The sequence below is a fragment of the Citrobacter sp. RHBSTW-00944 genome, assembly GCF_013615435.1.
Taxonomy (GTDB): Bacteria; Pseudomonadota; Gammaproteobacteria; order Enterobacterales; family Enterobacteriaceae; genus Citrobacter; species Citrobacter braakii.
Window position 1 is genome coordinate 4,138,592 of the sequence record NZ_CP055418.1, and the last position, 26,284, is coordinate 4,164,875.

The 26,284-nt window shown below is 52.5% G+C and carries 22 protein-coding genes and 2 pseudogenes; 6 read left to right on the top strand and 18 right to left on the bottom strand.

Annotated features, from left to right (window positions below; genetic code table 11):
- Window positions 1-242: 242 nt before the first annotated feature.
- Complete coding sequence (gene serA / locus HV334_RS20020; protein WP_016154363.1) at window positions 243-1,475, bottom strand: phosphoglycerate dehydrogenase; 1,233 nt, start codon at window positions 1,473-1,475, stop codon at window positions 243-245.
- 270 nt (window positions 1,476-1,745) lie between these two features.
- Entirely contained in the window at window positions 1,746-2,405 is a 660-nt protein-coding gene (gene rpiA, locus HV334_RS20025; RefSeq protein WP_016154364.1) for a ribose-5-phosphate isomerase RpiA, read from the bottom strand.
- A gap of 170 nt (window positions 2,406-2,575) precedes the next feature.
- Here rpiA and argP point away from each other — a divergent pair, with 170 nt between their 5' ends.
- The 5 genes from argP (at window position 2,576) to HV334_RS20050 (ending at window position 9,115) form a co-directional block, all read left to right on the top strand.
- A complete protein-coding gene (gene argP, locus HV334_RS20030) occupies window positions 2,576-3,469 on the top strand; it encodes a DNA-binding transcriptional regulator ArgP (RefSeq protein ID WP_003825477.1) in 894 nt (297 codons plus the stop codon).
- Window positions 3,470-3,695: 226 nt separating this feature from the next.
- Complete coding sequence (gene scpA / locus HV334_RS20035; protein WP_181220820.1) at window positions 3,696-5,840, top strand: methylmalonyl-CoA mutase; 2,145 nt, start codon at window positions 3,696-3,698, stop codon at window positions 5,838-5,840.
- Window positions 5,833-6,828 carry a methylmalonyl Co-A mutase-associated GTPase MeaB gene (gene meaB / locus HV334_RS20040; RefSeq protein WP_181220821.1) on the top strand — a complete coding sequence of 332 codons (996 nt, stop codon included), beginning with the start codon at window positions 5,833-5,835 and terminating at the stop codon, window positions 6,826-6,828. The genes scpA and meaB overlap by 8 nt, the downstream gene beginning before the upstream one ends.
- A gap of 10 nt (window positions 6,829-6,838) precedes the next feature.
- Window positions 6,839-7,624: a methylmalonyl-CoA decarboxylase gene (scpB, locus tag HV334_RS20045; protein WP_049041966.1), complete on the top strand. Its 786-nt coding sequence runs from the start codon at window positions 6,839-6,841 to the stop codon at window positions 7,622-7,624.
- Window positions 7,625-7,648: 24 nt separating this feature from the next.
- A complete protein-coding gene (locus HV334_RS20050) occupies window positions 7,649-9,115 on the top strand; it encodes an acetyl-CoA hydrolase/transferase family protein (protein ID WP_181220822.1) in 1,467 nt (488 codons plus the stop codon).
- On the opposite strand, the gene HV334_RS20055 is transcribed toward HV334_RS20050, so the two are convergent.
- The 3 genes from HV334_RS20055 to argO form a co-directional block, all read right to left on the bottom strand.
- Window positions 9,112-10,008 carry a LysR family transcriptional regulator gene (locus HV334_RS20055; protein ID WP_046274941.1) on the bottom strand — a complete coding sequence of 299 codons (897 nt, stop codon included), beginning with the start codon at window positions 10,006-10,008 and terminating at the stop codon, window positions 9,112-9,114. The genes HV334_RS20050 and HV334_RS20055 overlap by 4 nt on opposite strands.
- Before the next feature lie 186 nt (window positions 10,009-10,194).
- Window positions 10,195-10,917 carry an oxidative stress defense protein gene (locus HV334_RS20060; RefSeq protein ID WP_029139653.1) on the bottom strand — a complete coding sequence of 241 codons (723 nt, stop codon included), beginning with the start codon at window positions 10,915-10,917 and terminating at the stop codon, window positions 10,195-10,197.
- A gap of 93 nt (window positions 10,918-11,010) precedes the next feature.
- Entirely contained in the window at window positions 11,011-11,646 is a 636-nt protein-coding gene (gene argO, locus HV334_RS20065; protein WP_040232272.1) for an arginine exporter ArgO, read from the bottom strand.
- A gap of 200 nt (window positions 11,647-11,846) precedes the next feature.
- Between argO and dctP the strand changes: the two genes are divergently transcribed.
- Entirely contained in the window at window positions 11,847-12,893 is a 1,047-nt protein-coding gene (gene dctP, locus HV334_RS20070; protein WP_181220823.1) for a TRAP transporter substrate-binding protein DctP, read from the top strand.
- 41 nt (window positions 12,894-12,934) lie between these two features.
- On the opposite strand, the gene HV334_RS20075 is transcribed toward dctP, so the two are convergent.
- The 13 genes and pseudogenes from HV334_RS20075 to tkt all read right to left on the bottom strand — a co-directional run bounded on the left by HV334_RS20075 (window position 12,935) and on the right by tkt (window position 26,111).
- A complete protein-coding gene (locus HV334_RS20075; RefSeq protein ID WP_019077645.1) occupies window positions 12,935-13,795 on the bottom strand; it encodes a small-conductance mechanosensitive channel MscS in 861 nt (286 codons plus the stop codon).
- 191 nt (window positions 13,796-13,986) lie between these two features.
- Window positions 13,987-15,066 carry a class II fructose-bisphosphate aldolase gene (gene fbaA / locus HV334_RS20080; RefSeq protein ID WP_003027029.1) on the bottom strand — a complete coding sequence of 360 codons (1,080 nt, stop codon included), beginning with the start codon at window positions 15,064-15,066 and terminating at the stop codon, window positions 13,987-13,989.
- Window positions 15,067-15,154: 88 nt separating this feature from the next.
- Entirely contained in the window at window positions 15,155-16,318 is a 1,164-nt protein-coding gene (gene pgk / locus HV334_RS20085) for a phosphoglycerate kinase (protein WP_003027032.1), read from the bottom strand.
- 39 nt (window positions 16,319-16,357) lie between these two features.
- Window positions 16,358-17,386 (bottom strand): erythrose-4-phosphate dehydrogenase, encoded by a 1,029-nt coding sequence (gene epd, locus HV334_RS20090; RefSeq protein WP_016154379.1) that lies wholly within the window; start codon window positions 17,384-17,386, stop codon window positions 16,358-16,360.
- Between the two features lie 287 nt (window positions 17,387-17,673).
- Window positions 17,674-18,384: a nucleoside/nucleotide kinase family protein gene (locus HV334_RS20095; RefSeq protein ID WP_181220824.1), complete on the bottom strand. Its 711-nt coding sequence runs from the start codon at window positions 18,382-18,384 to the stop codon at window positions 17,674-17,676.
- Window positions 18,381-18,890, bottom strand: a complete 510-nt coding sequence (locus HV334_RS20100; protein WP_016154381.1) for an MltR family transcriptional regulator — start codon at window positions 18,888-18,890, stop codon at window positions 18,381-18,383. The genes HV334_RS20095 and HV334_RS20100 overlap by 4 nt, the downstream gene beginning before the upstream one ends.
- Before the next feature lie 15 nt (window positions 18,891-18,905).
- Window positions 18,906-19,877, bottom strand: a complete 972-nt coding sequence (glpX, locus tag HV334_RS20105; protein WP_016154382.1) for a class II fructose-bisphosphatase — start codon at window positions 19,875-19,877, stop codon at window positions 18,906-18,908.
- Complete coding sequence (locus HV334_RS20110; protein WP_181220825.1) at window positions 19,874-21,151, bottom strand: zinc-binding dehydrogenase; 1,278 nt, start codon at window positions 21,149-21,151, stop codon at window positions 19,874-19,876. Before HV334_RS20110 ends, glpX begins: the two co-directional genes overlap by 4 nt.
- Window positions 21,152-21,175: 24 nt before the next feature.
- Window positions 21,176-21,355 (bottom strand): annotated as a pseudogene (locus HV334_RS20115) (PTS mannitol transporter subunit IIBC); the annotation flags it as partial.
- A protein-coding gene (locus HV334_RS20120; RefSeq protein WP_095033700.1) for an IS1-like element IS1B family transposase occupies window positions 21,346-22,043 on the bottom strand; the annotation gives its coding sequence in 2 pieces (ribosomal slippage) (window positions 21,346-21,794 and window positions 21,794-22,043; 699 coding nt in all). The gene HV334_RS20120 and the pseudogene HV334_RS20115, both read right to left, overlap by 10 nt.
- A gap of 56 nt (window positions 22,044-22,099) precedes the next feature.
- Window positions 22,100-23,332 (bottom strand): annotated as a pseudogene (locus HV334_RS20125) (PTS mannitol transporter subunit IICB); the annotation flags it as partial.
- A gap of 27 nt (window positions 23,333-23,359) precedes the next feature.
- Complete coding sequence (gene cmtB, locus HV334_RS20130) at window positions 23,360-23,803, bottom strand: PTS mannitol transporter subunit IIA (protein ID WP_049282161.1); 444 nt, start codon at window positions 23,801-23,803, stop codon at window positions 23,360-23,362.
- A gap of 316 nt (window positions 23,804-24,119) precedes the next feature.
- On the bottom strand, window positions 24,120-26,111 hold the full coding sequence (tkt, locus tag HV334_RS20135) for a transketolase (RefSeq protein WP_016154386.1): 1,992 nt from the start codon (window positions 26,109-26,111) through the stop codon (window positions 24,120-24,122).
- Between the last annotated feature and the right edge of the window lie 173 nt (window positions 26,112-26,284).

Consider the following 26,284-nt stretch of genomic DNA (forward strand, 5'->3'; position numbering starts at 1 on the left):
GTATCTCATCATCGTCCCTTTCCTTTTTAGAGCCCCTGCTTCGGTAGGGGCTTTCCCGTTTCAGCGCTATGCTGCGCCCCTATCGTAAATTCCTTTTATTGCTGTACAACACGCAACGCTGCCTTTAGTTGCCAACTGCGGCAAAGCTCGAAAACAGAATGTATGCGTTACAGAAAGAGATTTTGAGGCAGGGAAATCAGAGGAAAGATGGGCAGGTCAACCGCCTGCCCATGTAGAGGAAATCAGTACAGCAGACGAGCGCGAATGGTTCCCGGAAGGGCTTTCATCGCCAGCAGCGCTTTCTCCGCCACATCTTCATCCGCTTCAATATCGATAACCACATAACCTACCTGCGCTGAAGTCTGCAGATACTGCGCGGCAATGTTGACGCCCTGCTCGGCAAAAATCTGGTTCAGTGCCGTCAGTACGCCCGGACGGTTTTCGTGAATGTGCATCAGACGACGACCACCGTGCAGCGGCAGCGAAACTTCCGGGAAGTTTACCGCAGACAGCGTAGAGCCGTTGTCGGAATACTTGGTCAGTTTCCCAGCTACTTCCAGACCGATGTTTTCCTGCGCTTCCAGCGTTGAACCACCAATGTGCGGCGTCAGGATCACGTTATCGAAATCACACAGCGGCGAAGTGAAAGGATCGCTGTTAGTTGCCGGCTCGGTTGGGAATACGTCGATTGCAGCCCCCGCCAGATGTTTAGTCGCTAACGCGTCGCACAGCGCAGGAATATCAACAACCGTACCGCGAGCGGCGTTAATCAGCAGCGCCCCCGGTTTCATCAGCGAAATCTCACGCGCGCCCATCAGGTTTTTGGTGGAGGCATTTTCCGGCACGTGCAGACTGACCACGTCGCTCATATTGAGCAGGTCGGAAAGATGCTGTACCTGCGTGGCATTGCCAAGCGGGAGTTTATTTTCAATATCATAGAAAAAGACATGCATCCCGAGCGATTCCGCCAGAATGCCCAACTGAGTACCAATGTGGCCGTAGCCGATGATCCCCAGTTTTTTACCACGCGCTTCAAAAGAGCCGGTAGCCAGTTTATTCCACACGCCGCGGTGCGCTTTGGCGTTCGCTTCGGGTACGCCACGTAGCAGTAGCAGCAGTTCGCCAATCACCAGCTCAGCAACGGAACGTGTGTTAGAGAATGGTGCGTTAAACACAGGGATCCCGCGCTTTGCCGCTGCACTTAGATCAACCTGGTTGGTGCCGATACAGAAGCAGCCAATCGCGACCAGTTTCTCTGCGGCGTCAATCACATCTTCAGTCAGATGGGTACGGGATCGCAGGCCAATGAAGTGGGCATCACGGATGGACTCTTTCAGTTGTTCAGTGTCCAGAGCACCTTTGTGAAACTCGATGTTGGTATAACCTGCTGCACGAAGGCTTTCGAGTGCTTTTTGGTGCACGCCTTCAACCAGCAGAAATTTAATCTTATCTTTCTCCAGTGATACCTTTGCCATTTCCCCGACCCTGTCTTTTTTGTTCAAACTGATGTGTTGTGTGTGGGATTTTCATCCGTCTCTTCAACATATCAAAAAATAATATTGCGGCAATATGAACGTTTGCGTCGCCGTGCTGAAGAAATGTCATTCAACGGGAAATGTCAGAGGAAAATACTGGCGATAACTTTTTCTTTGGAGAGATCGGCAGGACAATATTATAAACGTGACACAAGTCACCAAATTTGCCCTGCCAAAATTTTTTTAACGGGAGAAGACGCTCCCGTCAGATCATTTTACGATAGTTTTCACGCCGTCAGGCGTACCGATCAGCGCGACATCCGCACCACGGTTGGCAAACAGGCCGACGGTTACCACACCTGGAATCGCATTGATGGCATTCTCCAGCGCGATGGCGTCGAGGATCTCCAGACCGTGCACATCGAGGATGACGTTGCCGTTGTCCGTCACGACGCCCTGACGGTATTCAGGACGACCGCCCAGCTTCACCAACTGGCGAGCCACAGCGCTGCGCGCCATTGGGATCACTTCGACCGGCAGCGGGAAGTTGCCGAGAATATCGACTTCTTTAGACGCATCCGCGATGCAAATAAATTTCTTCGCCACGGAAGCAATGATTTTTTCACGGGTCAACGCTGCGCCGCCGCCCTTGATCATTTGCATGTGACCGTTGATTTCATCCGCGCCGTCAACGTATACGCCGAGGCTATCCACTTCGTTAAGATCGAACACGTGGATGCCAAGGCTTTTGAGTTTTTCAGTCGATGCGTCCGAACTGGATACCGCACCTTCAATCTGACCTTTCATTGTGCCCAGCGCATCAATAAAGTGTGCGGCTGTTGAACCTGTACCTACGCCCACAATGGTGCCGGGCTGTACATACTGAAGTGCCGCCCATCCTACTGCTTTTTTCAGTTCATCCTGCGTCATGATCGTTTCGCCTGTGGTGTGAATATGGTGGGAAAATTCACGCGCATTATAGAACATTGTGCAGAAAAATGTCCCCACACCCGCTCGCAAGCGGCGGATTTCGTCTTTACCCAATCAAAAATTGTGTCATAGTGCAGAACAAGCAAAAATTTCAGGAGTGCGTCAAAGCAATGAAACGTCCGGACTACAGAACACTACAAGCACTGGATGCGGTTATTCGTGAACGAGGATTTGAGCGCGCGGCGCAAAAGCTGTGCATCACGCAATCCGCGGTTTCACAGCGCATAAAACAGCTTGAGAATATGTTCGGACAACCGCTGCTGGTGCGTACCGTACCGCCGCGCCCAACGGAACAGGGACAGAAACTACTGGCGCTTCTGCGCCAGGTTGAACTGCTGGAAGACGAGTGGCTGGGCGATGAACAAACCGGCTCGACGCCGCTTCTGCTTTCGCTGGCGGTAAACGCCGACAGTCTGGCGACCTGGTTACTTCCGGCGCTGGCCCCGGTACTGGCTAATTCACCGATTCGACTGAACCTGCAGGTTGAAGATGAAACCCGAACCCAGGAACGTCTGCGTCGTGGTGAAGTAGTCGGTGCGGTGAGTATTCAACATCAGGCGCTGCCAAGCTGTCTGGTGGATAAACTGGGCGCGCTGGACTACCTGTTTGTTGGCTCTAAACCTTTCGCCGAGCGTTATTTCCCAAACGGCGTCACCCGTTCCGCCCTGCTGAAAGCCCCGGCGGTCGCGTTTGACCATCTTGATGATATGCACCAGGCGTTCCTGCAACAAAACTTCGACCTGCCGCCGGGCAGCGTACCGTGCCATATCGTTAACTCGTCTGAAGCCTTCGTCCAGTTAGCCCGTCAGGGAACAACCTGCTGCATGATCCCACACTTACAGATTGAGAAAGAGCTGGAAAGCGGTGAGCTTATCGACTTAACGCCAGGCCTGTTCCAGCGTCGGATGCTGTACTGGCACCGCTTTGCACCAGAAAGCCGCATGATGCGCAACGTCACCGACGCGCTGCTGGCCTATGGCCACAACGTACTGCGTCAGGATTAATTCCTCGAACAGAGGCCGGATAGCGGCGTCACGCCTTATCCGGCCTGCAAGCCTTTCCCCTCTTTTCATGCTATTCCCGCCACGTCTTTGAAATACATCACAAAATAAAACACGCCACACGGCAAAAAACGACGTCCTGTTGGCTATTTTTTGCTGGCGACAAGCCAAATGAAAAAGCACACCGTATTCGCAAAGATTCAACTTATTGCGTAATACGGAGCAAAAAATGGCTAATGTGCAGGAGTGGCAAACACTCGCCAATAAAGAACTCAGTCGACGGGAAAAAACCGTTGAGTCGCTGGAAAGACAGACGGCGGAAGGGATTACCATCAAGCCGCTGTACACCGAAGCGGACCTCGATAATCTGGAAGTCACGGGCACCCTGCCCGGCCTGCCGCCTTACGTGCGTGGCCCGCGCGCCACAATGTATACCGCGCAGCCGTGGACGATTCGCCAATACGCCGGTTTCTCTACCGCCAAAGAGTCCAACGCCTTTTACCGCCGTAACCTCGCCGCTGGGCAAAAAGGGCTTTCCGTCGCCTTTGACCTTGCCACTCATCGTGGTTATGACTCAGACAACCCGCGCGTAGCGGGCGACGTCGGCAAAGCCGGCGTGGCGATCGATACCGTTGAAGATATGAAGGTGCTGTTTGACCAGATCCCGCTGGATAAGATGTCGGTATCGATGACCATGAACGGCGCGGTGCTGCCGGTACTGGCGTTTTATATCGTCGCTGCGCAGGAGCAAGGCGTGACGCCGGAACAGCTCACCGGGACCATTCAGAACGATATTCTGAAAGAGTACTTGTGCCGCAACACCTACATTTATCCGCCAAAACCCTCCATGCGCATTATCGCCGACATCATCGCCTGGTGCTCAGGCAACATGCCGCGCTTTAACACCATCAGCATCAGCGGCTATCACATGGGTGAAGCCGGGGCAAACTGCGTACAGCAGGTGGCGTTTACGCTGGCAGACGGTATTGAATACATCAAGGCCGCGCTTTCCGCCGGACTGAAAATTGATGACTTCGCCCCGCGCCTGTCATTCTTCTTCGGCATCGGCATGGATCTGTTTATGAACGTCGCCATGCTGCGCGCTGCACGGTATCTGTGGAGCGAAGCGGTCAGCAGTTTTGGCGCGACCAACCCGAAATCTCTCGCTCTGCGTACCCACTGCCAGACGTCAGGCTGGAGCCTGACCGAGCAGGACCCGTACAACAACGTGGTACGAACCACCATTGAAGCGCTCGGCGCTACGCTTGGCGGCACCCAGTCTCTGCATACCAACGCTTTTGATGAAGCGCTCGGCCTGCCCACCGATTTCTCCGCCCGTATTGCGCGTAATACGCAGATCATCATTCAGGAAGAATCAGAGATCTGCCGCACCGTCGATCCGCTGGCCGGATCGTATTACGTCGAATCACTCACCGATCAAATCGTGAAGCAGGCGCGCACGATCATCAAGCAGATTGATGAGGCAGGCGGCATGGCGAAGGCGATTGAAGCCGGACTTCCTAAACGGATGATCGAAGAAGCGTCCGCGCGCGAACAGTCGCTGATCGACCAGGGTAAGCGCGTTATCGTCGGGGTGAACAAATACAAGCTGGATAAAGAAGACGACACGTCGGTGCTGGAGATCGACAACGTGAAGGTGCGCAACGAGCAGATTGCCTCACTGCAGCATATCCGCGCCACCCGCGACAATGATGCGGTTAAAACCGCGCTATCCGCGCTGACCCACGCCGCGCAGCAGAATGAAAATCTGCTGGCAGCCGCCGTCAACGCCGCCCGCGTTCGCGCCACGCTCGGTGAAATCTCCGATGCGCTCGAGGCCGCCTTTGACCGTTATCTGGTTCCCAGCCAGTGTGTTACTGGGGTGATTGCGCAAAGCTATCACCAGTCCGACAAATCCGCCGATGAGTTCGATGCCATTGTTGCGCAAACTGAACAGTTCCTCGCAGAAAATGGCCGCCGCCCGCGTATTCTGATCGCCAAGATGGGTCAGGACGGCCACGATCGCGGCGCAAAAGTGATCGCCAGCGCCTACTCCGATCTCGGTTTCGATGTCGATCTCAGCCCGATGTTCTCCACACCGGAGGAAATTGCCCGTCTGGCGGTAGAAAACGATGTGCATGTCATTGGCGCATCATCGCTGGCGGCGGGTCATAAGACATTGATCCCTGAGCTGGTCACCGCGCTCAAAGGCTGGGGACGCGAAGACATTTGCGTCGTCGCCGGCGGGGTTATTCCGCCACAGGATTACGCTTTCCTGCACGAGCATGGCGTGGCAGCCATTTATGGCCCAGGCACGCCGATGCTCGACAGCGTCCGCGATGTGTTAACCCGTATCAGTAAACATCATGATTAACGCCGCCACGCTTGAGGATACCGTCCGCCGCTTGCGACTCGGTGAACGGGCTACGCTCGCCCAGGCGATGACGCTGGTCGAAAGCAATCACCCGCGCCACCAGCCGCTGAGTACGCAATTGCTGGACGCGATTATGCCGTTCACCGGTAACGCCCTGCGTCTGGGGATCACCGGCACGCCGGGCGCGGGTAAAAGCACCTTTCTGGAAGCATTCGGCATGCTGTTAATTCGCCGCGGGTTACGGGTAGCGGTGATCGCCGTCGATCCCAGCAGCCCGGTCAGCGGCGGCAGCATTCTTGGTGATAAAACCCGCATGACGGAACTGGCTCGCGCAGAATCTGCGTTTATACGTCCGGTTCCTTCCAGCGGTCATTTAGGCGGCGCCAGCCAGCGCGCCCGCGAATTAATGCTGCTGTGCGAGGCGGCTGGCTTCAACGTGGTGATTGTGGAAACCGTCGGCGTTGGGCAGTCAGAAACCGAAGTCGCAGGCATGGTGGATTGCTTTCTCTCACTGCAAATCGCCGGCGGTGGCGACGATTTGCAGGGCATCAAAAAAGGCCTGATGGAGATGGCGGATCTGGTCGTCATCAACAAGGACGACGGTGATAACCGTACCAGCGTTGCCATCGCCCGCCATATGTACGAATCCGCCCTGCATATTCTGCGCCGCAAATATGACGAGTGGCAGCCGCAGGTTCTGACCTGTAGCGCCCTGGAAAAACGCAGCATTGAGGAGGTTTGGCAGGCGATAACCGACTTTAAAACGTGCCTTACCGCCAGCGGTCGACTGGAAAAAGTCCGCCAGCAGCAGGCGGTGGAATGGCTACACAAGCAGGCTGAAGAAGAAGCCCTGCATCTGCTGTTTGCCCGGGCTGATTTCGACCAGTATTTCCAGCAGACGCTGCTGGCCGTCAAAAACAATGATCTTTCGCCGCGCACCGGCCTGCGGCACATCAGCGAATTTATTCAGCATCATTACTTTCAATAAAGAGAACATTATGTCTTATCAATACGTCAACGTGGTCATCATCCAGAAAGTCGCGGTCATTGAGTTCAATTACGCCCGCAAGCTCAATGCCCTGAGTAAAGTGTTTATTGACGATCTGATGCAGGCGCTGAGCGACCTCAATCGTCCGGACATTCGCTGCATCATTCTGCGCGCCCCGAGCGGGGCCAAAGTGTTCTCTGCCGGGCATGATATTCATGAACTCCCCACCGGACGTCGCGATCCGCTCTCTTATGACGATCCGCTGCGTCAGATAACTCGCATGATCCAAAAATATCCGAAGCCGGTGATCTCCATGGTTGAAGGCAGCGTCTGGGGCGGCGCGTTTGAGATGATCATGAGTTCCGATCTGATCATCGCAGCCAGTACGTCTACCTTCTCCATGACCCCGGTCAACCTCGGCGTGCCCTATAACCTGGTGGGCATCCACAACCTGACCCGCGACGCTGGTTTTCACATCGTTAAGGAGCTGATTTTTACCGCCTCGCCCATCACCGCTCAACGCGCCATGGCGGTCGGGATCCTCAATCATGTCGTTCCAACCGAGGAACTGGAAGATTTCACCCTGCAAATGGCGCATCACATCTCGGAAAAAGCGCCGCTGGCAATCGCCGTCATCAAAGAAGAACTGCGCGTGTTGGGCGAAGCACACACCATGAACTCTGACGAATTCGAGCGCATTCAGGGCATGCGCCGCGCGGTATATGACAGCGAGGATTATCAGGAAGGGATGAACGCGTTTATGGAAAAACGTAAACCTAATTTTGTTGGCCATTAATCACGTCCGACGAAGGAGACGGCCATGAAACGGATGAGCGCCGAACAGGCGGCAGAAATTATCCAGCACGATGATATGGTGGCGTTCAGCGGCTTTACCCCCGCGGGTTCGCCAAAAGCGTTACCCACCGCAATTGCCCAACGCGCCTGCGAACGGCATCAGGACGGGCAGCCTTTTCAGATCCGCCTGTTGACCGGGGCGTCAATTGGCGCCGCCGCTGATGATGCATTATCCGCGGCGGATGCCGTTTCCTGGCGTGCGCCTTATCAAACCTCATCTGGCCTGCGCGAGAAAATTAACCAGGGCCAGGTGAGGTTTGTCGATCTCCATTTGAGCGAAGTCGCGCAGATGGTTAATTACGGCTTTTTTGGCGAAATCGATGTTGCCGTCATTGAAGCCTCCGCCATTGCGCCGGATGGCCGGATTTGGCTTTCCAGCGGTATTGGCAATGCGCCCACCTGGCTGCTGCGGGCGAAAAAGGTGATTATCGAGTTGAATCATTACCATAATCCACGCGTGGCTGAGTTTGCCGACATCGTAATACCCGGCGCACCGCCGCGGCGTAACAGCGTGCCCATATTTCATACCATGGATCGCGTGGGCAGTCAGTGCGTGCAGATAGACCCCAGGAAAGTGGTCGCGGTGGTGGATACCGAGCTGCCCGATGCCGGGAATGCGTCGGATAAAACCAATCCGGTCAGCCAACAAATTGCCGATAACGTCGTCACTTTCCTACTGGCAGAAATGGCGCACAAACGCATTCCAGCAGAGTTTCTGCCCTTACAAAGCGGCGTGGGCAATATCAATAACGCGGTAATGGCGAGACTGGGAGAGAATCCGGATATCCCGCCCTTTATGATGTATTCAGAGGTGTTACAGGAATCGGTGGTGCATCTGCTGGAAACGGGCAAGATCACCGGTGCCAGCGCCTCCAGCCTGACCATCTCAGCCCCGTCGCTACAGAAGATTTACGACAACATGGACTTCTTCGCCAGCCGAATTGTGCTGCGCCCGCAGGAGATCTCCAATAACCCGGAAATCATCCGTCGGCTGGGGGTCATTGCGCTCAACGTTGGGCTTGAGTTTGATATCTACGGCCATGCCAATTCCACGCACGTTGCGGGCGTGAACCTGATGAACGGGATCGGCGGCAGCGGGGATTTCGAGCGCAACGCCTACCTGTCTATCTTTATGGCGCCGTCGATTGCCAAAGGCGGGAAAATCTCAACCATCGTGCCGATGTGCAGCCATGTCGACCACAGCGAACATAGCGTTAAAGTGATCGTGACCGAACAAGGGATTGCCGATCTGCGTGGGTTATCTCCGATACAGCGGGCGCACACGATTATCGATAACTGTGCGCATCCCCTTTATCGGGACTACCTGCACCGCTATCTGGAAAAAGCGCCCGGCGGGCATATCCATCACGATCTCAGCCATGCGTTCGATCTGCATCGCAACCTTCTCGAGACAGGATCGATGCTCGGTTAACTTGCCGTACCGTCACGATCTTCAGCAATATGCTGGAGCATGGTGCCGGTATAGCGATGATTTTTCAGCGAATAGAGAAACTCCTGCATATACATGGGGCTGCCGGGCGCGTCGAAATACTTTAGCGTCGACGGATTCACCAGCCGCCAGGCAAAATGAGGAATCACCGTCAAAAACTGCCCGCGCTCCACCGCGCTAATCTTGGCCATAAAGCTGTACGGACGGTAGATAATTGTCGGATTGATCCCGCAGGGCCGCATATAAGCATCCAGCATCGCCTCAAAGTTAGCGCGATTCTGGAAGCGCATTTGCAGCCAGGGTAGCTCGCGCAGCAGATCCTGCGGCTGTTTCTCTTCGTAGCGCCGGGAAACGAGAAACCCCAGACGTAGCGGAGGCAGTTCGCTGATCGCCAGATTTTCCAACTCCTGTACGCGGGGGGAAACGTGCTGTGGCGAGATAATGAAATCCAGTTTGCGGTCGAACAGATTATCAATCACCCCATTCTCACTGAATTCAACGGCCTGGGCCGTCACGCCGTCATATTTATCGCCAAGGCTAATCAACTGGTCAAAAATAATCGTTGGATAAGTATTATCGATACCGATGACGATTTCCCGCGAGCGACAAGAGGCGTTATGGATTTCATTATCAATGGCAGAGAGGCGCTGATAGACGGGAAACAGCTTCTGATACAGCTCCTGTCCGGCTTTATTCAGGCTGATGTTGTTATCTTTACGGGTAAACAGCGTATAGCCGATTTGATCTTCCAGTGCAGCAATGCTTTTACCGAAAGGCGATGCGGTCATATGTATTTTTTCTGCCGCTCTGGCGATGTTATTGGTTTGCGCCAGCAGAATGAAATTACGCATTTTTTTCGAGATAAAAATATCCATAGCGTCCCCTTAAAAATCGCTATGGCCTATCCTCATTACCACGAAAAAAAAGACTGAATGTGAGGTCTCATTTTTACAGTTGCTCACAGAAAAAACCGGCTGGAATGTTTTGTCGGCCTGATGAGACGCGTAAGCATCGCCATCAGGCTAAAATCTTGCCGGATGGCGACTTACGCCTTATCAAGACTACTTATTGGTTACTGTAGGCTCAATCTGGAAGACGACATCAACCTGATCGTCAAACTGAATAACCGGCTGTTCGTAGGTTTCCTGAGCGGAGGTTGCAGGCGCAGCATCTGCTTTCATCATCCGTACCATCGGGCTCGGTTGATAATTGGAAACGTGGTAACGCACACTGTAAACGGGACCCAGTTTGCTATTAAAGCCCGCTGCCAGCTGTTCAGCCTGATGAACAGCATCATCAATCGCCGCTTTACGCGCTTTGTCTTTGTAAGCATCCGGCTGGGCAACGCCCAGCGATACCGAACGAATCTCATTCAGACCGGCCTTCAGCGCGCCATCAAGCAGAGCGTTGAGTTTGTCCAACTGACGCAGCGTGACTTCAACGGTGCGCACTGCACGATAACCTTTGAGGATGCTTTTGCCGTTCTGGTAGTCGTAGTCCGGCTGCGTACGCAAGTTTGCAGCGCTAATGTCTTTCTTCGCTATCTGGTTCTGTTCAAGGAAAGACAGATATTGCGCCACGCGCTCATCGGCCTGCTTCTTCGCGGAAGCCGCATCCTTTGCAGCAACGTTCACTTCAATCGCCAGGGTGGCGATGTCTGGTGTTGCATCTACGCTTGCCGTTCCGGAAGTCACGATGTGCGGTCCATTTGGCAACTCATTTGCCTGTACCGATAGTGCGCTGAATCCGACTAATGCCGCCAGGGCCATTATTTTGAACTTCACGGTCGTTCCTCCATGTTTCATTAATTACCCCAAAACTCAGGGCACATGCAGGCAAGCTTAGCCGATCTCGCTGCGTTGTCCATCAGACAACACTTAGTTGAACAGCGCTTGAACGTGCGCAACACCTTCTTTTGCCAGCTGAAAAGCGATAAACCACATCACTAATCCTACCAGCGTATTGATGATGCGCTGTGCTTTAGCAGTTCGCAGACGCGGTGCCAGCCAGGCCGCCAGCAATGCCAGACCGAAGAACCACAGGAACGAAGCGCTGACGGTTCCCAGTGCAAACCAGCGTTTAGGCTCAACGTCCAGTTGCCCCCCCAGACTCCCGAGCACCACAAAGGTATCCAGGTAAACATGTGGGTTGAGCCATGTCACCGCCAGCATAGTGGCGATGATTTTCCAGCGCCCCTGCTTCATCACCTCGGCGCTGGCCAGTTCCAGATTACTGCTCATCGCCGTTTTTAGCGCACCGAATCCGTACCAGAGTAAAAATGCGACTCCGCCCCAGGTGACCAGCGCCATCAGCCATGGCGACTGCATCAGCAAGGCGCTACCGCCGAAGATCCCCGCGCAAATCAGCACTAAGTCACTGATAGCGCAGAGTAAAGCAATCATGATGTGATACTGACGACGGATCCCCTGATTCATCACGAAGGCATTTTGTGGACCAAGCGGAAGTATCATGGCTGCACCAAGCACAAGCCCTTGAAAGTAGTAGGATAACATGTAAAGCATCTCACATAATTGTCTTGTGGGCAGACTATACTGCGCGGGATTCATTAGAGGAAATGGATAATATTAATCAGTAATTAGCATTATTAATAATACCGCGCACACTCCCCTCCATATTCAGTCTCTGACAATAGCGATTGTGCGTTACCCGAGGTATGCTGAAAGATAAGTCTGTCTATACCAAAGGAATGGGTATGAAGCATAACGCGAACATTTTTCTCTTCTGTGCCTCGCTGGTAGTTACCAGTTTGTGGCCCACTGTCGCCAGCGCAGACAGAACGCTGCGCTATACCGATCACGAGCCATATGGCAACATGCGTACCCGGCTCATAAAAGAGACTTTTTTTCGCGCGATCGAACAAGAGTCGCTTGGACGTTTGAAAATCGACGCTCACTGGAACGGCGAGCTGTCCACCAGCTATGACGCCTTAAAAACGATCGGCCAGGGCAGCGTGGCGGATATGGGGATCGTGGTCCCTGAGTACACGCCCGAACAACTGCCGCGACACCAGATTTTTAAGAGCTTCCCCCTCGGACCGGGTCGTGGTGAAGCGCAGGTTAACGCCTTTCAGCGGATTTTCCGCGAGTATCGCCAGTTTGGTCGCGAGCTGGAAAACAACAATCTGGTGAATCTTCAGTTTTTCCTCGGCTATCCGGTTGGATTTTTTACTACCAGGCCGAACGTCGATTTGGCACAGCTGAATGCAAGCCAATGGCGGACCGCCAGCTTTTGGCATCAATCATTTTTACGCAACGCGGGCGGCGTGCCGGTCAGCATGCCATGGAATGAAAAAATTACCGATGCGCTTCAGACCGGACAGCTTGACGGCCTGATGGTTAACCTCGACAGCGGAGATGATATCCATGCCCAGCGGGCGGCCCCCTATATTCAGCTCTCCCCTTCGCTCTGGCTCGGACACGTTTATCTTCTGGTGATGAATAAAGACGTCTGGGATAGCCTGGACGTGAAAGATCGCGCAGCCATCAATCGGGCCGCCGCCATGACGCAAAAGCGTATTGGCGCAGTGCAGGACGCAAGCCTGACCGCAATGGCGAAAAAGATGGCAAAAGAGGGTGCACACGTTCATTACCTGACCAACAGCGATCTGAATGCGTGGCAAGCCGCTACCGGGTATCAGCACGTTCAGGCCGAATGGATTGCCCAACAGGAAAGTAAAGGAATAAACGATGTTGGCGAGCTGATGCAGGGTGTCAGCGCAATTCTTAACAAGACGAGATAAATCAACGCCCGCATCTCTCTGGCGGGCGTTTTTAGCTGAAGTTACTCGGTCGCGTTCTCTTTCACGCGTTTAAAGTTCACATCCATCTGCGGGTACGGGAAGCTGATACCGTTGGCATCAAACTCGCGCTTAATGCGCTCCAGTACATCCCAGTAGACGCTTTGCAGATCGCTGCTGTTGCTCCAGACTCGTACGACGAAATTAATCGAGGAAGCGCCCAGCTCATTCAGGCGTACCGTCATTTCACGGTCTTTTAGGATGCGATCTTCAGACTGGATGATATCAGTGAGGATTTTTTTCACCTGATCGATATCGGAGTCGTAGGCCACGCCGATAATAAATTCGTTACGACGGACCGGCTCGCGAGAGAAGTTAATGATGTTCCCGGCAATGATTTTACCGTTTGGGATCACCACAATCTTACCGTCTACGGTACGCATAGTTGTGGAGAAAATCTGCACGTTAAGCACGGTTCCCGCAACGCCGCCAAGGTCTACATATTCACCCGCGCGGAACGGACGGAACATCACCAGAAGCACGCCTGCGGCGAGGTTGGACAGCGACCCTTGCAGTGCCAGACCGACAGCTAAACCTGCGGCACCGAGAACGGCGATCACGGAGGCAGTTTGCACTCCAACGCGACCCAGCGCGGCAATCAGCGTGAAAGCGATAATACCGTAGCGCACCAGTGCAGAAAGAAAGTCGGCAACGGTGGCATCAATTTTACGCGCCAGCATCAGGCGGTTAACGGTGTTTGATACGATACGCGCCACGATCATACCGATAATGACAATCGCGAGAGCCGCAACGATGTTGACGGCATAGCTCAACAGTAGCTCCTGATTGCGGACCAGCCAGGTGCCCGCACCGTTTATGCTGTCGACAACATTCAAATCTTCCATTCAATATTCCTTTTTTGCTTACCCAAACGGGAGAAATAAAGCCGCCCTAACGGGACTGGCAACCTGACAAGGGTAAACAATAAACTCAGATTTTGCCAAACAGATCACAGAATTCTCTGTCAGCAGCACATTGAAATGGCAATAAAAAAGGCCCGCATTTGCGGGCCTCATGTCACGTTGGACGGCGTAAATTACAGAACGTCAACCGCGTTCAGTTCTTTGAAAGCCTGTTCCAGACGGGTGATCATGGTTGCCTGACCAGCACGCAGCCATACGCGCGGATCGTAGTATTTCTTGTTCGGCTGATCTTCGCCTTTCGGGTTGCCCAACTGACCCTGCAGGTAAGCTTCGTTTGCTTTGTAGTAGTTCAGAACGCCTTCCCAGGTAGCCCATTGGGTATCGGTGTCGATGTTCATTTTCACTACGCCGTAGCTTACGGAGTCTTTGATTTCCTGAGCAGTAGAACCGGAACCGCCGTGGAAGACGAAGTTCAGGCTGTTATGCGGCAGGTTATGTTTCTTAGAAACATAGTCCTGAGAGTCGCGCAGGATGGTCGGGGTCAGAACTACGTTACCCGGCTTGTAAACGCCGTGTACGTTACCGAAGGACGCTGCGATGGTGAAACGCGGGCTGATTTTGCTCAGCTCGGTGTATGCGTAGTCAACGTCTTCCGGTTGGGTGTACAGTGCAGAAGCGTCCATGTGGCTGTTGTCCACGCCGTCTTCTTCACCACCGGTGCAACCCAGTTCGATTTCCAGAGTCATGCCCATTTTGGACATGCGCGCCAGGTATTTGGAGCAGATTTCGATGTTCTCTTCCAGAGACTCTTCAGACAGGTCGATCATGTGAGAAGAGAACAGCGGTTTGCCAGTTGCTGCGAAGTGTTTTTCACCCGCGTCCAGCAGACCGTCGATCCACGGCAGCAGTTTCTTCGCGCAGTGGTCAGTGTGCAGGATAACCGGAACACCATAGTGTTCAGCCATCTGGTGAACGTGATGCGCGCCAGAGATAGCACCCAGGATTGCAGCGCCCTGAGGAACGTCAGACTTCACGCCTTTACCCGCGATGAAAGAAGCACCACCGTTGGAGAACTGGACGATTACCGGCGCTTTAACTTTTGCAGCGGTTTCCAGAACGGCGTTGATGGAGTCGGTACCAACGCAGTTAACAGCTGGCAGAGCAAAGTTGTTTTCTTTAGCTACCTGGAAAACTTTCTGTACGTCATCACCAGTGATTACGCCTGGTTTTACGAAATCAAAAATTTTAGACATGTTGCGAGTCCTGTATCTTCGGCCTTGGAAAGGGGGCGCGCTCGACAGCGCGCTAATAATTGGGCAGGTTTCCCTGCCCATCAATGTCTTACTTTTTAGCACGCTCTTCGAGCATGGCTACTGCTGGCAGTACTTTGCCTTCCACGAATTCGAGGAATGCGCCGCCGCCAGTAGAGATGTAGGAGATTTTGTCAGCAATGCCGAACAGGTCGATTGCTGCCAGGGTGTCACCGCCGCCTGCGATAGAGAATGCTTCGCTGTCTGCGATAGCATTAGCAACGATTTCAGTACCTTTGCGGAAGTTCGGGAATTCGAACACGCCAACCGGGCCGTTCCACAGAATGGTTTTCGCATTCTTCAGGATGTCAGCCAGCTGCTGTGCAGAAGCGTCGCCGATATCCAGGATCTGCTCGTCTTCTTTTACATCGCTAACGGATTTAAGCGTAGCCGGTGCAGTTTCAGAGAATTCAGTCGCTACGCGAACGTCAGTCGGGACCGGAATATCGCAAGTCGTCAGCAGACGCTTAGCTTCATCAACCAGGTCAGCTTCGTACAGGGATTTGCCGACGTTGTGGCCTTGAGCAGCAACGAAGGTGTTCGCGATACCACCACCAACGATCAGCTGGTCAGCGATTTTTGACAGAGAGTCCAGAACGGTCAGTTTGGTAGAAACTTTAGAACCACCAACGATAGCCACCATCGGACGAGCAGGTTCTTTCAGCGCTTTACCCAGCGCATCCAGCTCAGCAGCCAGCAGCGGACCAGCGCAAGCTACGTCGGCGAATTTACCGATACCGTGGGTAGAAGCCTGCGCACGGTGAGCTGTACCGAAAGCGTCCATTACGAATACGTCGCACAGCGCAGCGTATTTTTTGGACAGCGCTTCGTCGTCTTTCTTCTCGCCTTTGTTGAAGCGAACGTTTTCCAGAACAACCAGTTCACCGGCAGCGACTTCAACGCCGTCCAGGTAATCTTTTACCAGGCGAACCGGAGCAGACAGTTTGTCTTTCAGGTAGTTAACAACCGGCAGCAGAGAGAATTCTTCGTTGTACTCGCCTTCGGTAGGACGACCCAGGTGGGAAGTTACCATCACTTTAGCACCCTGTTTCAGGGCCAGTTCGATGGTCGGCAGGGAAGCACGGATACGCGCATCGCTGGTTACTTTCCCTTCTTTAACTGGTACGTTCAGGTCCGCACGGATAAAAACGCGTTTACCAGCCAGATCCAGATCGGTCATCTTAATTACAGACATGGTGAATCCTCTCGTTGATTCATAAAGTTTTGTCGACGCTCAAGCGTCGAGCCTGAAACCAATAGCAGCCATCGCTAACGTTGTGTCGAGCATACGGTTAGCAAAGCCCCATTCATTATCACACCAGACCAGCGTTTTGATCAGGTGAGCGCCACTCACGCGCGTTTGCGTACCATCAACGATGGCGCTGTGCGGGTCGTGGTTAAAATCTACAGAGACCAACGGTAATTCCGTATAGTCAACTATACCATGAAATGCACCTTGTGCTGCTTTTTGCAGCAACTGGTTGACTTCACTGGCTTTTACTGGTTTTTTCACCGTCACGCTTAAGTCGATCGCCGTCACATTTATGGTCGGTACACGCACCGCAATCGCTTCAAAACGATCGTTAAACTGCGGGAAAATTCGCGTGATGCCCGCCGCCAGTTTGGTATCAACCGGAATAATAGACTGGCTGGCCGCTCGCGTGCGACGCAGGTCAGGATGATAGGCATCAATAACCTGCTGATCGTGCATCGCGGAGTGGATCGTGGTGACGGTACCAGACTCAATGCCGTAAGCATCATCCAGCAATTTAATGACGGGTATTATGCAATTCGTGGTACAGGAGGCGTTGGAAACGATCCGGTGTTCAGCGCGCAGCTGATCCTGATTAACGCCATACACAACGGTTGCGTCGATGTCGTGACTACCAGGATGTGAAAAGAGCACTTTTTTTGCACCTGCGGCAATATGCGCCTCGCCGTGTTCGCGGTTGCCGAAGACCCCCGTACAATCCAGCACAACGTCGACACTCAGTTCGCGCCAGGGAAGCGCATCGAGCGTTCGCTCATGCAGAATGCGGATCGCGTCATCGCCAACGATGAGCTGGTCACGTTCCTGACGAACATCCCAGGCAAAACGTCCATGGCTGGTGTCATATTTCAACAAATGCGCCATGCCTGCAGCATCCGCCAGTTCGTTGATTGCCACCACGGTGATTTCCGCCCGACGCCCGGATTCATACAAAGCACGAACCACGTTGCGTCCGATGCGACCGAAACCATTAATCGCTACGCGTACGGTCATAGGTCTCCTGCAAGGATTTCTCAGAAACGATGTGGCAGACAGAGTAATGCAGCAAATCGCTCAGGGAAACCTTACCTGTCGCAAACTGCGACTAATTGGTTAATTGTCGAGCATTTAATCGACTGAAACGCTTCAGCTAGAATAAGCGAAACGCGGAATAAAAGGAATGATTGTCCAGCCAAAGAAAACAGTTATCTGACGTACATCACACTTTTCCCGCTAAGACCGGGGGAAATTATTCCAGTAAGCCGTAATAATCATTACGGCTTAACAGGAATAATTGGCCTTCACGCTATCCGATATTCACCAGATTCCAGCATCTCCAGCGTCAGGTCACCTGGCAGACTCGCTTCCAGTACCCGATGAACATTCGGTCCGTCGGTACGCTCATAAAACGCCTCAGCGTCAGCTTGTGATAGTCCGCCCGCCAGTTTACGGCCTACCAGTCGTGTACGGAGCGCGTTGGCAGGAGCACGAATAAACAGCGAGTAATCACAAAACTCAGCTAACGCCCGCCACCTTTCATCATTGCGTAATAACCAGTTTCCTTCCACAACCACAATCGGCGCGGTCACTGTTATGGCCGCTTCTACCGGATCGTGTTTTTGCCGGTCGTACTGTGGCCAGGTGCCCTCCCCTTCCCTTATCAGACGTAGATTCTGCGCAAGCTTATCCACATCAAAGGTTTCCGGCGCACCTTTGTATGCTCGCAGGTTATGAGCATCCAGCCAGGTGTTGTAGTGATGGAAGCCATCCATCGGCAGCGTCTGGATCTCCGGCAGGCCAGGATCCTGACGGGAGAGATATTCCCAGAAGGTGGTCAGCGTCGATTTACCCGTACCAGGCGGTGCGCTGAGAAAAACGATCGTTCGTCGCTGCGGGTGAGTGGCATGTATTTTTGCCAGCTGTTGTAATAACGGTTTGTGGACGTTCTCTATCTCATCATCACGGTAATGTGCTTCAACCTGTAGCCCATTCACCGTTAGTTTGATTTTCACGGCGTTAATTCCTTTAAAATCGCCGTCACTGCCAGCGTCATTGCCGTCTTGACCATTGCGCTAAAGCGCACTTCGGACCACGCAGCAAAGTCGGCAAATTTCATCGACTCCAGCGCACCGTAGAGCGTTGCGTTGCGGGTGATACTGTTCACGTTGCTGACAAAATCCCAGGTAATGTCATCGGCAAAACCGGGGATATTATCCTGCTCGTTCAGGTACTGATAAAATTGAGAGAAATGGGTGATGTCGGCATAAAGCCATTTATCCATTTTTCCCAACGCATAAATCAGACGTAACGCAACGTCGATATCGTCAAGCGGTCCACTCTGGGCGAGTAACGGCTTCACTGCATATTCCACGATCTCTTCATCGTTATTAACGAACAGCGACGGTAGAAAGCGCTTAATGCCCTGGAGCAAAATGTTATGTGCCGTCGTCATAAACGAGAGTAAATTATTTTGAGCATCCAGTTGCTCAAGCACATCGTCTTCTGTCAGCGTCGTCATTCGTTTCTCGATAAATCACCATGAATGCAGAGAGTCTATTATATTACACGTTCGATCCGCGCCGCCGATCAGTAAAGTTTGCGTGCGCACACCATTCGCAACCTGTTGGATCCCTTTCACAAGATCGCCGCCCGTGACCCCTGTTGCGCTGAAGAGGATCTTATTTCCCCCTACCAGTTCGTCCAGCGCGTAGATCCGGTTGATCTCAACGCCCATTTCCGCGCAGCGCTGATGTTCCTGTGCCGCAATCAGACGATTATCTGCGTTATTTCCTTTCGCTTCGCAAAAATCAATCAGTTCAGCCTGCATATCACCCCCCAGCGCTTTAACCGCACAGGCTGAAATAACCCCTTCAGGCGCGCCGCCAATGGTATACATCAGATCATAAGGATTCTCCTGCATACAGGCCAGCACGCTGGCGGCCACGTCGCCGTCGGGTAGAGCAAAGACCTTGACGCCAAGCCGTGTCGCCTCGGCAATCGCTGGTTGAAGGCGCGGTTTATCCAGCGTCACCATCCGCAGTCGCTCCAGCGGTTTACCCAACGCCTCTGCCACATTACGCAGATTATCTGCCAACGGCAGCGCCAGATTAATCGCCCCTTTCGCAAACCGATTAACAACCAGTTTTTTCATGTACATATCAGGGGCGTGTAACAAACTACCGCGAGGGGCAAACGCCATGACGGCCAGCGCATTGCTTTGCCCCATAGCCACCATTCGGGTTCCTTCGATAGGATCAACGGCGATATCTACCTCAGGTCCGGTGCCGGTTCCCACTTCCTCACCAATCCACAGCATCGGGGCTTGATCAATCTCCCCTTCGCCAATAACGATGCGTCCGCGAATGGCAATACTGTTCAATGCTTCCCGCATTGCCGTCACAGCCAGACCATCAATCTTGTTTTTATCGCCGCACCCGGTTTGCGGCCAGGCTGCCAGTGCAGCCTGCTCCGTGATACGAAATAGCGGCCATGCCAGCGACATCATATCGCCGCCTCCCCGATATCAACGCCAAAGTGTGCCAAAAGGTATTTTTCTGCCTTTTCATTCCAGATACCGTGCGTCTCCTCCACCAGTAGCGCCAGTTCTTTGAATAATGGGTCAGTTTTCCCTTTCTCGGCAAAATCAGCAATGGCGGTTAGTGGCATGGTAACGCCGTTATATATCAGCTTCTTACCGCCGGGGATTGCCGGTAAATTCAATACAGTTTCCGGAACTGCATCAAGGCCGCCAATGTGCGTCACCATAAACGACGGTTGCAGTTGGCCAGTTGCACTGAGCGCAATGGCCTCTTTCATATCATCCGTTGAACCACCGGATGTCCCGACAACGTGAGTGCTGTTGTAGTGCACGTTATAAAAATTAAACGGCACTTTGAAGTTACTGTCCGTAGGACCGGCAAAAAAATTCAGGCAACCATCTTCCGCGAGTAAATCATCAGCCATCTCAACAACTGCAGGCACTGCCGCATACACAAAGACATCATCAAAACCTGCGTCATGAGTTAACGCTCGCAGCATCGCTGTCGGAGAATCCATGCCAGTAGTATTCACATAGATGAGCTCAATCCCCTTTTCTGCCGCCCGCTCAACGGGCAACAGTTTTTTAGCCTGCGCCAGTCGTGCTTCGTCAATGTCGACCACCACCACGCGCGACGGCTGAATATTCCCGTTAATGGCATAATCTATTGCACCAATACCCATCGGCCCGGCGCAGGCCAGAAGCGCAATGTTCCCCCCTGGCTTAATCCCCATGCGATGCTCATAAACGTAAGGCGTGGTATGAAAATTCGCGTTATACGCCCCAATAATGCAGCACATCGGTTCTGCCAATGAGGCAGCGGCAAAATAAGAGCCGTGGTAAGGCAAAACGCATCCCAGGTTAATCGCCACTTCCGGGATAATCATATATGTCGCATTGCCGCCAAAATATTCATAGCTGTATCCTGCTGAATATCCACTTGGCAATCCCATCGCGGGTTGCAACACAAAACGCTGACCTTTCTTATATTTATCCGTCAGGTTTTTTCCCACCTCAACAATAATACCTGCACATTCATGTCCGGTAATAACCGGATGATTTTCCAGATCGTCCGGTACGCGTTTATGATCGCTCCCCAATGCTGCTGCTTTCCAGGTGGACAAACAAACGCTATCGGATATTACGCTTACTAACAATTCATTATCTGTAATTGCAGGTAGTTCAAACTCGCGGATACGAATATCCTGCTTGCCATATATGGCAGCAACTTTCGTTTTCATATTCACTCCAAAAATAGAAGAAGGCTAGTTCGCAGTAATGCGTTTAAATAAATCATCCAACAATGGGTCACCAATATAGTTCTTAATCAGCACTAATGGCTTTTCACTTACACGTTTAACACGACCTTCAAGACTGGCATGGGTGACAATAATATCGGCATCTTGCGGAACGTTTTCGAGGTAATGACTCCAACTTATTGATAGTGTTTTATGTTCAGATAATGCCCGATGACTTTGTCATGCAGCTCCACCGATTTTGAGAACGACAGCGACTTCCGTCCCAGCCGTGCCAGGTGCTGCCTCAGATTCAGGTTATGCCGCTCAATTCGCTGCGTATATCGCTTGCTGATTACGTGCAGCTTTCCCTTCAGGCGGGATTCATACAGCGGCCAGCCATCCGTCATCCATATCACCACGTCAAAGGGTGACAGCAGGCTCATAAGACGCCCCAGCGTCGCCATAGTGCGTTCACCGAATACGTGCGCAACAACCGTCTTCCGGAGCCTGTCATACGCGTAAAACAGCCAGCGCTGGCGCGATTTAGCCCCGACGTATCCCCACTGTTCGTCCATTTCCGCGCAGACGATGACGTCACTGCCCGGCTGTATGCGCGAGGTTACCGACTGCGGCCTGAGTTTTTTAAATGGCGGAAAATCGTGTTGAGGCCAACGCCCATAATGCGGGCGGTTGCCCGGCATCCAACGCCATTCATGGCCATATCAATGATTTTCTGGTGCGTACCGGGTTGAGAAGCGGTGTAAGTGAACTGCAGTTGCCATGTTTTACGGCAGTGAGAGCAGAGATAGCGCTGATGTCCGGCAGTGCTTTTGCCGTTACGCACCACCCCGTCAGTAGCTGAACAGGAGGGACAGCTGATAGAAACAGAAGCCACTGGAGCACCTCAAAAACACCATCATACACTAAATCAGTAAGTTGGCAGCATCACCCGTTTTCGATAGCATAATGCGTCACAGTAATATTCAATCCCGCTTTCTCCAGACGCTTACGAAATGTGGTTGCCCCCATAGCACTGGAACCCATTCCTGCATCACAGACAAAAGCGACGCGTTTAATGTTTTTGTAAGAGAATTGCCCTTCCTGCTTCATCGCTTTGACGGTTCTGGCTGATTCAGCAAAGTCATCTTCACTTTCTGTTTCAACGTTCTTTTCCATTTTCAGGATGACAGAGGTAATAACAAAAGTAACAACGGTTCCCGCGGTAACTCCTGCAATGGTCGCGAGGAAAGAACCTTTCGGCGTTAATGCCAGATAGGCGAATATGGATCCTGGGCTTGGCCCCGCAACTAACCCACCGTCCAGCAGTTGGAATACCCACGTCCCGGTCATTCCCCCGGCAATCATCGCGATCAGGGTCAGAGGCTTCATCAGCACATACGGGAAATACAGTTCATGAATACCACCGAGGAAGTGGATAATCATGGCGCCTGGCGCAGACTTTTTACTCATTCCTTTGCCAAAGATAGCAAAGCCGAGTAACAAACCTAATCCCGGCCCTGGGTTAGATGCCACCATGAAGAAAATTGATTTTCCCGTTTCAGAAGCTTGCTGCATCCCCAGCGGATAATACACTCCCTGATCGATGGCATTGTTCAGAAAGAGGATTTTTGCTGGCTCATTGATTACGGATAGCAACGGCAGATAGCCCGCATGTACCAACGCTTCAATACACTCCTTCACGAAATTATTGGCAATGAGAACCGCCGGGCCGATAACTTCAAACCCCAGCAAGCATAAGAGCATTCCCGCGATACCAAGAGAGAAATTATTGATAACCATCTCGAAGCCTGCAGGAATGCGTTTTTCCAGCAGACGGTCGATATGCTTAATCACCCAACCGCCAAGCGGCCCCATTACCATTGCGCCAAGGAACATCGGGATATCCGCGCCCACAATAACGCCAATAGAACCAATAACCCCCATCACCGCACCGCGTTTCCCGCCAACCAGATGCCCCCCAGTGGAGCCAATCATGACGGGCAGTAAATAGGTAATCATCGGACCGACAATTTTGGCGAAATGCTCATTCGGCATCCAACCAGTAGGAATAAATAATGCGGTAATAAAACCCCAGGCAATAAATGCGCCGATGTTGGGAATGACCATTGCAGTCAAAAACCCACCAAAAGCCTGGACTTTGGCACGAGCAGACTTGTTTTCCATGATAATGTCCTGAAAGGAAACCGTTAATTATGCTTGAGCGATAATATCCGCCAATTGTTTTTCTGATTTAGCCGCTAACAAAGCGGTTAGTGCTTCCTCTTCACATAATAATTCGCTTAAGGCCTGAATAGCGCCAATGTGTGAATCAGCATTAGCCGCCGACAATCCGATTAATAATCTGATACCTTCATCATCTTCGGCAAATTTCACTTCCTGTTTGAGAAGCGTTAATGACATACCGGTTTTTAACGCGCCACACTCCGGTCGAGCGTGCGGCATGGCGACGCCTGGCGCTAAAATATAATAAGGACCATTGTTAGTCGTTGAGTCTTTAATGGCCTGAATATAATCTGAATTGACATAATGATTGGCGAGTAAGGATGACATAGAAAAGTCAATTGCCTCCTGCCAGTTCTTTGCTGAATTTTTTATTGAGATAGATGATTCGGGAAAGTAATCAATCAGCCGCATACATTTTCCTTATTTTATTTTTAGGGTACGAGTTAGCGTTAAAAATAAAATACGCGCACGGCGAAATGAAATCAATCGAGGAGAAAACTACATACAGCGCAGAATGTTTTTTGGTGATGCCTTTAAAAACAATAGATTGAGAAAAGAAATATAAAAATCAACAGCAATAATGTGATTCAAGTTGCAAATATAAAACATCGCTAAATATCATATTTGTGATGTAAATCTACATTTTCGGATTGCACGCGACCAAATAAATTTACTTACTTTAAAAAAACGGGCCGCATAAGCGACCCGTTTTCACCTGTAATCAAAATTACAGCAGTTCTTTTGCTTTCGCGACAACGTTGTCGACAGTGAAGCCAAACTCTTCAAACAGCAGCTCAGCCGGTGCAGACTCACCAAAGGTAGTCATACCAACGATAGCGCCGTTCAGGCCCACGTATTTGAACCAGTAGTCTGCGATGCCCGCTTCCACTGCAACACGTGCGGAAACAGCTTTCGGCAGTACGGACTCGCGATAAGCGGCATCCTGTTTGTCGAACGCGTCGGTAGACGGCATGGAAACCACGCGCGCTTTAACGCCTTCAGCGGTCAGTTTGTCCCAGGCAGCCACAGCCAGCTCAACTTCAGAACCGGTCGCGATGAAGATCAGTTCCGGCTGACCGGCGCAATCTTTCAGCACGTAACCACCGCGCGCGATGTTCGCCAGCTGCTCTTCGGTACGTTCCTGCTGTGCCAGGTTCTGGCGGGAGAGGATCAGCGCGGTCGGACCGTCCTGACGCTCTACACCGTATTTCCATGCAACGGCAGATTCAACCTGGTCACACGGACGCCAGGTGCTCATGTTCGGGGTCACACGCAGCGAAGCTACCTGCTCTACCGGCTGGTGAGTCGGGCCATCTTCGCCCAGACCGATGGAGTCGTGGGTATAGACCATCACCTGACGCTGTTTCATCAGCGCAGCCATACGCACCGCGTTACGGGCATATTCCACAAACATCAGGAAGGTGGAGGTGTACGGCAGGAAGCCACCGTGCAGGGAGATACCGTTAGCGATAGCGGTCATACCGAATTCACGTACACCGTAATGGATGTAGTTACCGGCAGTATCTTCGTTGATAGCTTTAGAACCAGACCACAGAGTCAGGTTACTTGGTGCCAGGTCAGCGGAGCCGCCGAGGAATTCAGGCAGCAGAGGACCAAACGCTTCAATCGCGTTCTGAGACGCTTTACGGCTGGCGATTTTCGCCGGGTTAGCCTGCAGCTTAGCGATGAACTCGTTCGCTTTTGCGTCGAAGTCAGACGGCATTTCACCTTTCATACGACGGGTGAATTCAGCGGCTTCCTGCGGGAAGGCTTTCGCATAAGCAGCGAACTTCTCGTTCCATGCAGCTTCTTTTGCCTGGCCTGCTTCTTTCGCATCCCACTGCGCGTAGATTTCAGACGGAATTTCAAACGGCGCGTATTTCCAGCCCAGCTGTTCGCGGGTCAGTGCGATTTCTGCATCACCCAGCGGCGCACCGTGAGAGTCGTGGGTACCAGCTTTATTCGGGGAACCGAAACCGATGATGGTTTTGCACATCAGCAGGGACGGTTTGTCGGTCACAGCGCGAGCTTCTTCAACTGCGCGCTTAATCGCGTCAGCATCGTGACCATCAACGCCACGAACCACGTGCCAACCGTAAGCTTCGAAACGCTTAGCGGTGTCATCGGTGAACCAGCCTTCAACGTGGCCATCGATAGAGATGCCGTTGTCATCGTAGAACGCTACCAGTTTACCCAGCTTCAGCGTACCGGCCAGGGAACATACCTCGTGAGAGATACCTTCCATCATGCAGCCGTCGCCCATGAAAGCATAGGTGAAGTGGTCAACGATGTCGTGACCAGGACGGTTAAACTGCGCCGCCAGCGTTTTTTCGGCGATAGCCATACCCACTGCATTCGCAATGCCCTGACCCAGAGGACCGGTAGTGGTTTCAACACCCGCGGTGTAACCCACTTCCGGGTGACCCGGAGTTTTGGAATGCAGCTGACGGAAGTTCTGCAGCTCGGACATCGGCAGATCGTAGCCGGTGAGGTGCAGCAGGCTGTAAATCAGCATGGAGCCGTGGCCGTTGGACAGCACGAAGCGGTCACGGTCAGCCCAGGACGGGTTAGTCGGGTTGTGGTTCAGGAAATCACGCCACAGGACTTCGGCAATGTCAGCCATACCCATCGGGGCACCCGGGTGACCGGATTTGGCTTTCTGTACTGCGTCCATGCTCAGCGCACGAATAGCATTGGCAAGCTCTTTACGTGAGGACATTTTGACTCCAGATCGGATAATGAAGGCTGAGCCCTTAACGACTTGACGACAGCGCGTTTTGGGCTACGCCGGAAAAAAGTGCCAACAATGTAACCCAAGCCGCGTGTCATGTACATGGAGCATCCTTTTACCGCTTCAGAAATCTCTGGATCATGCGCGCAAGTTGCGCAATC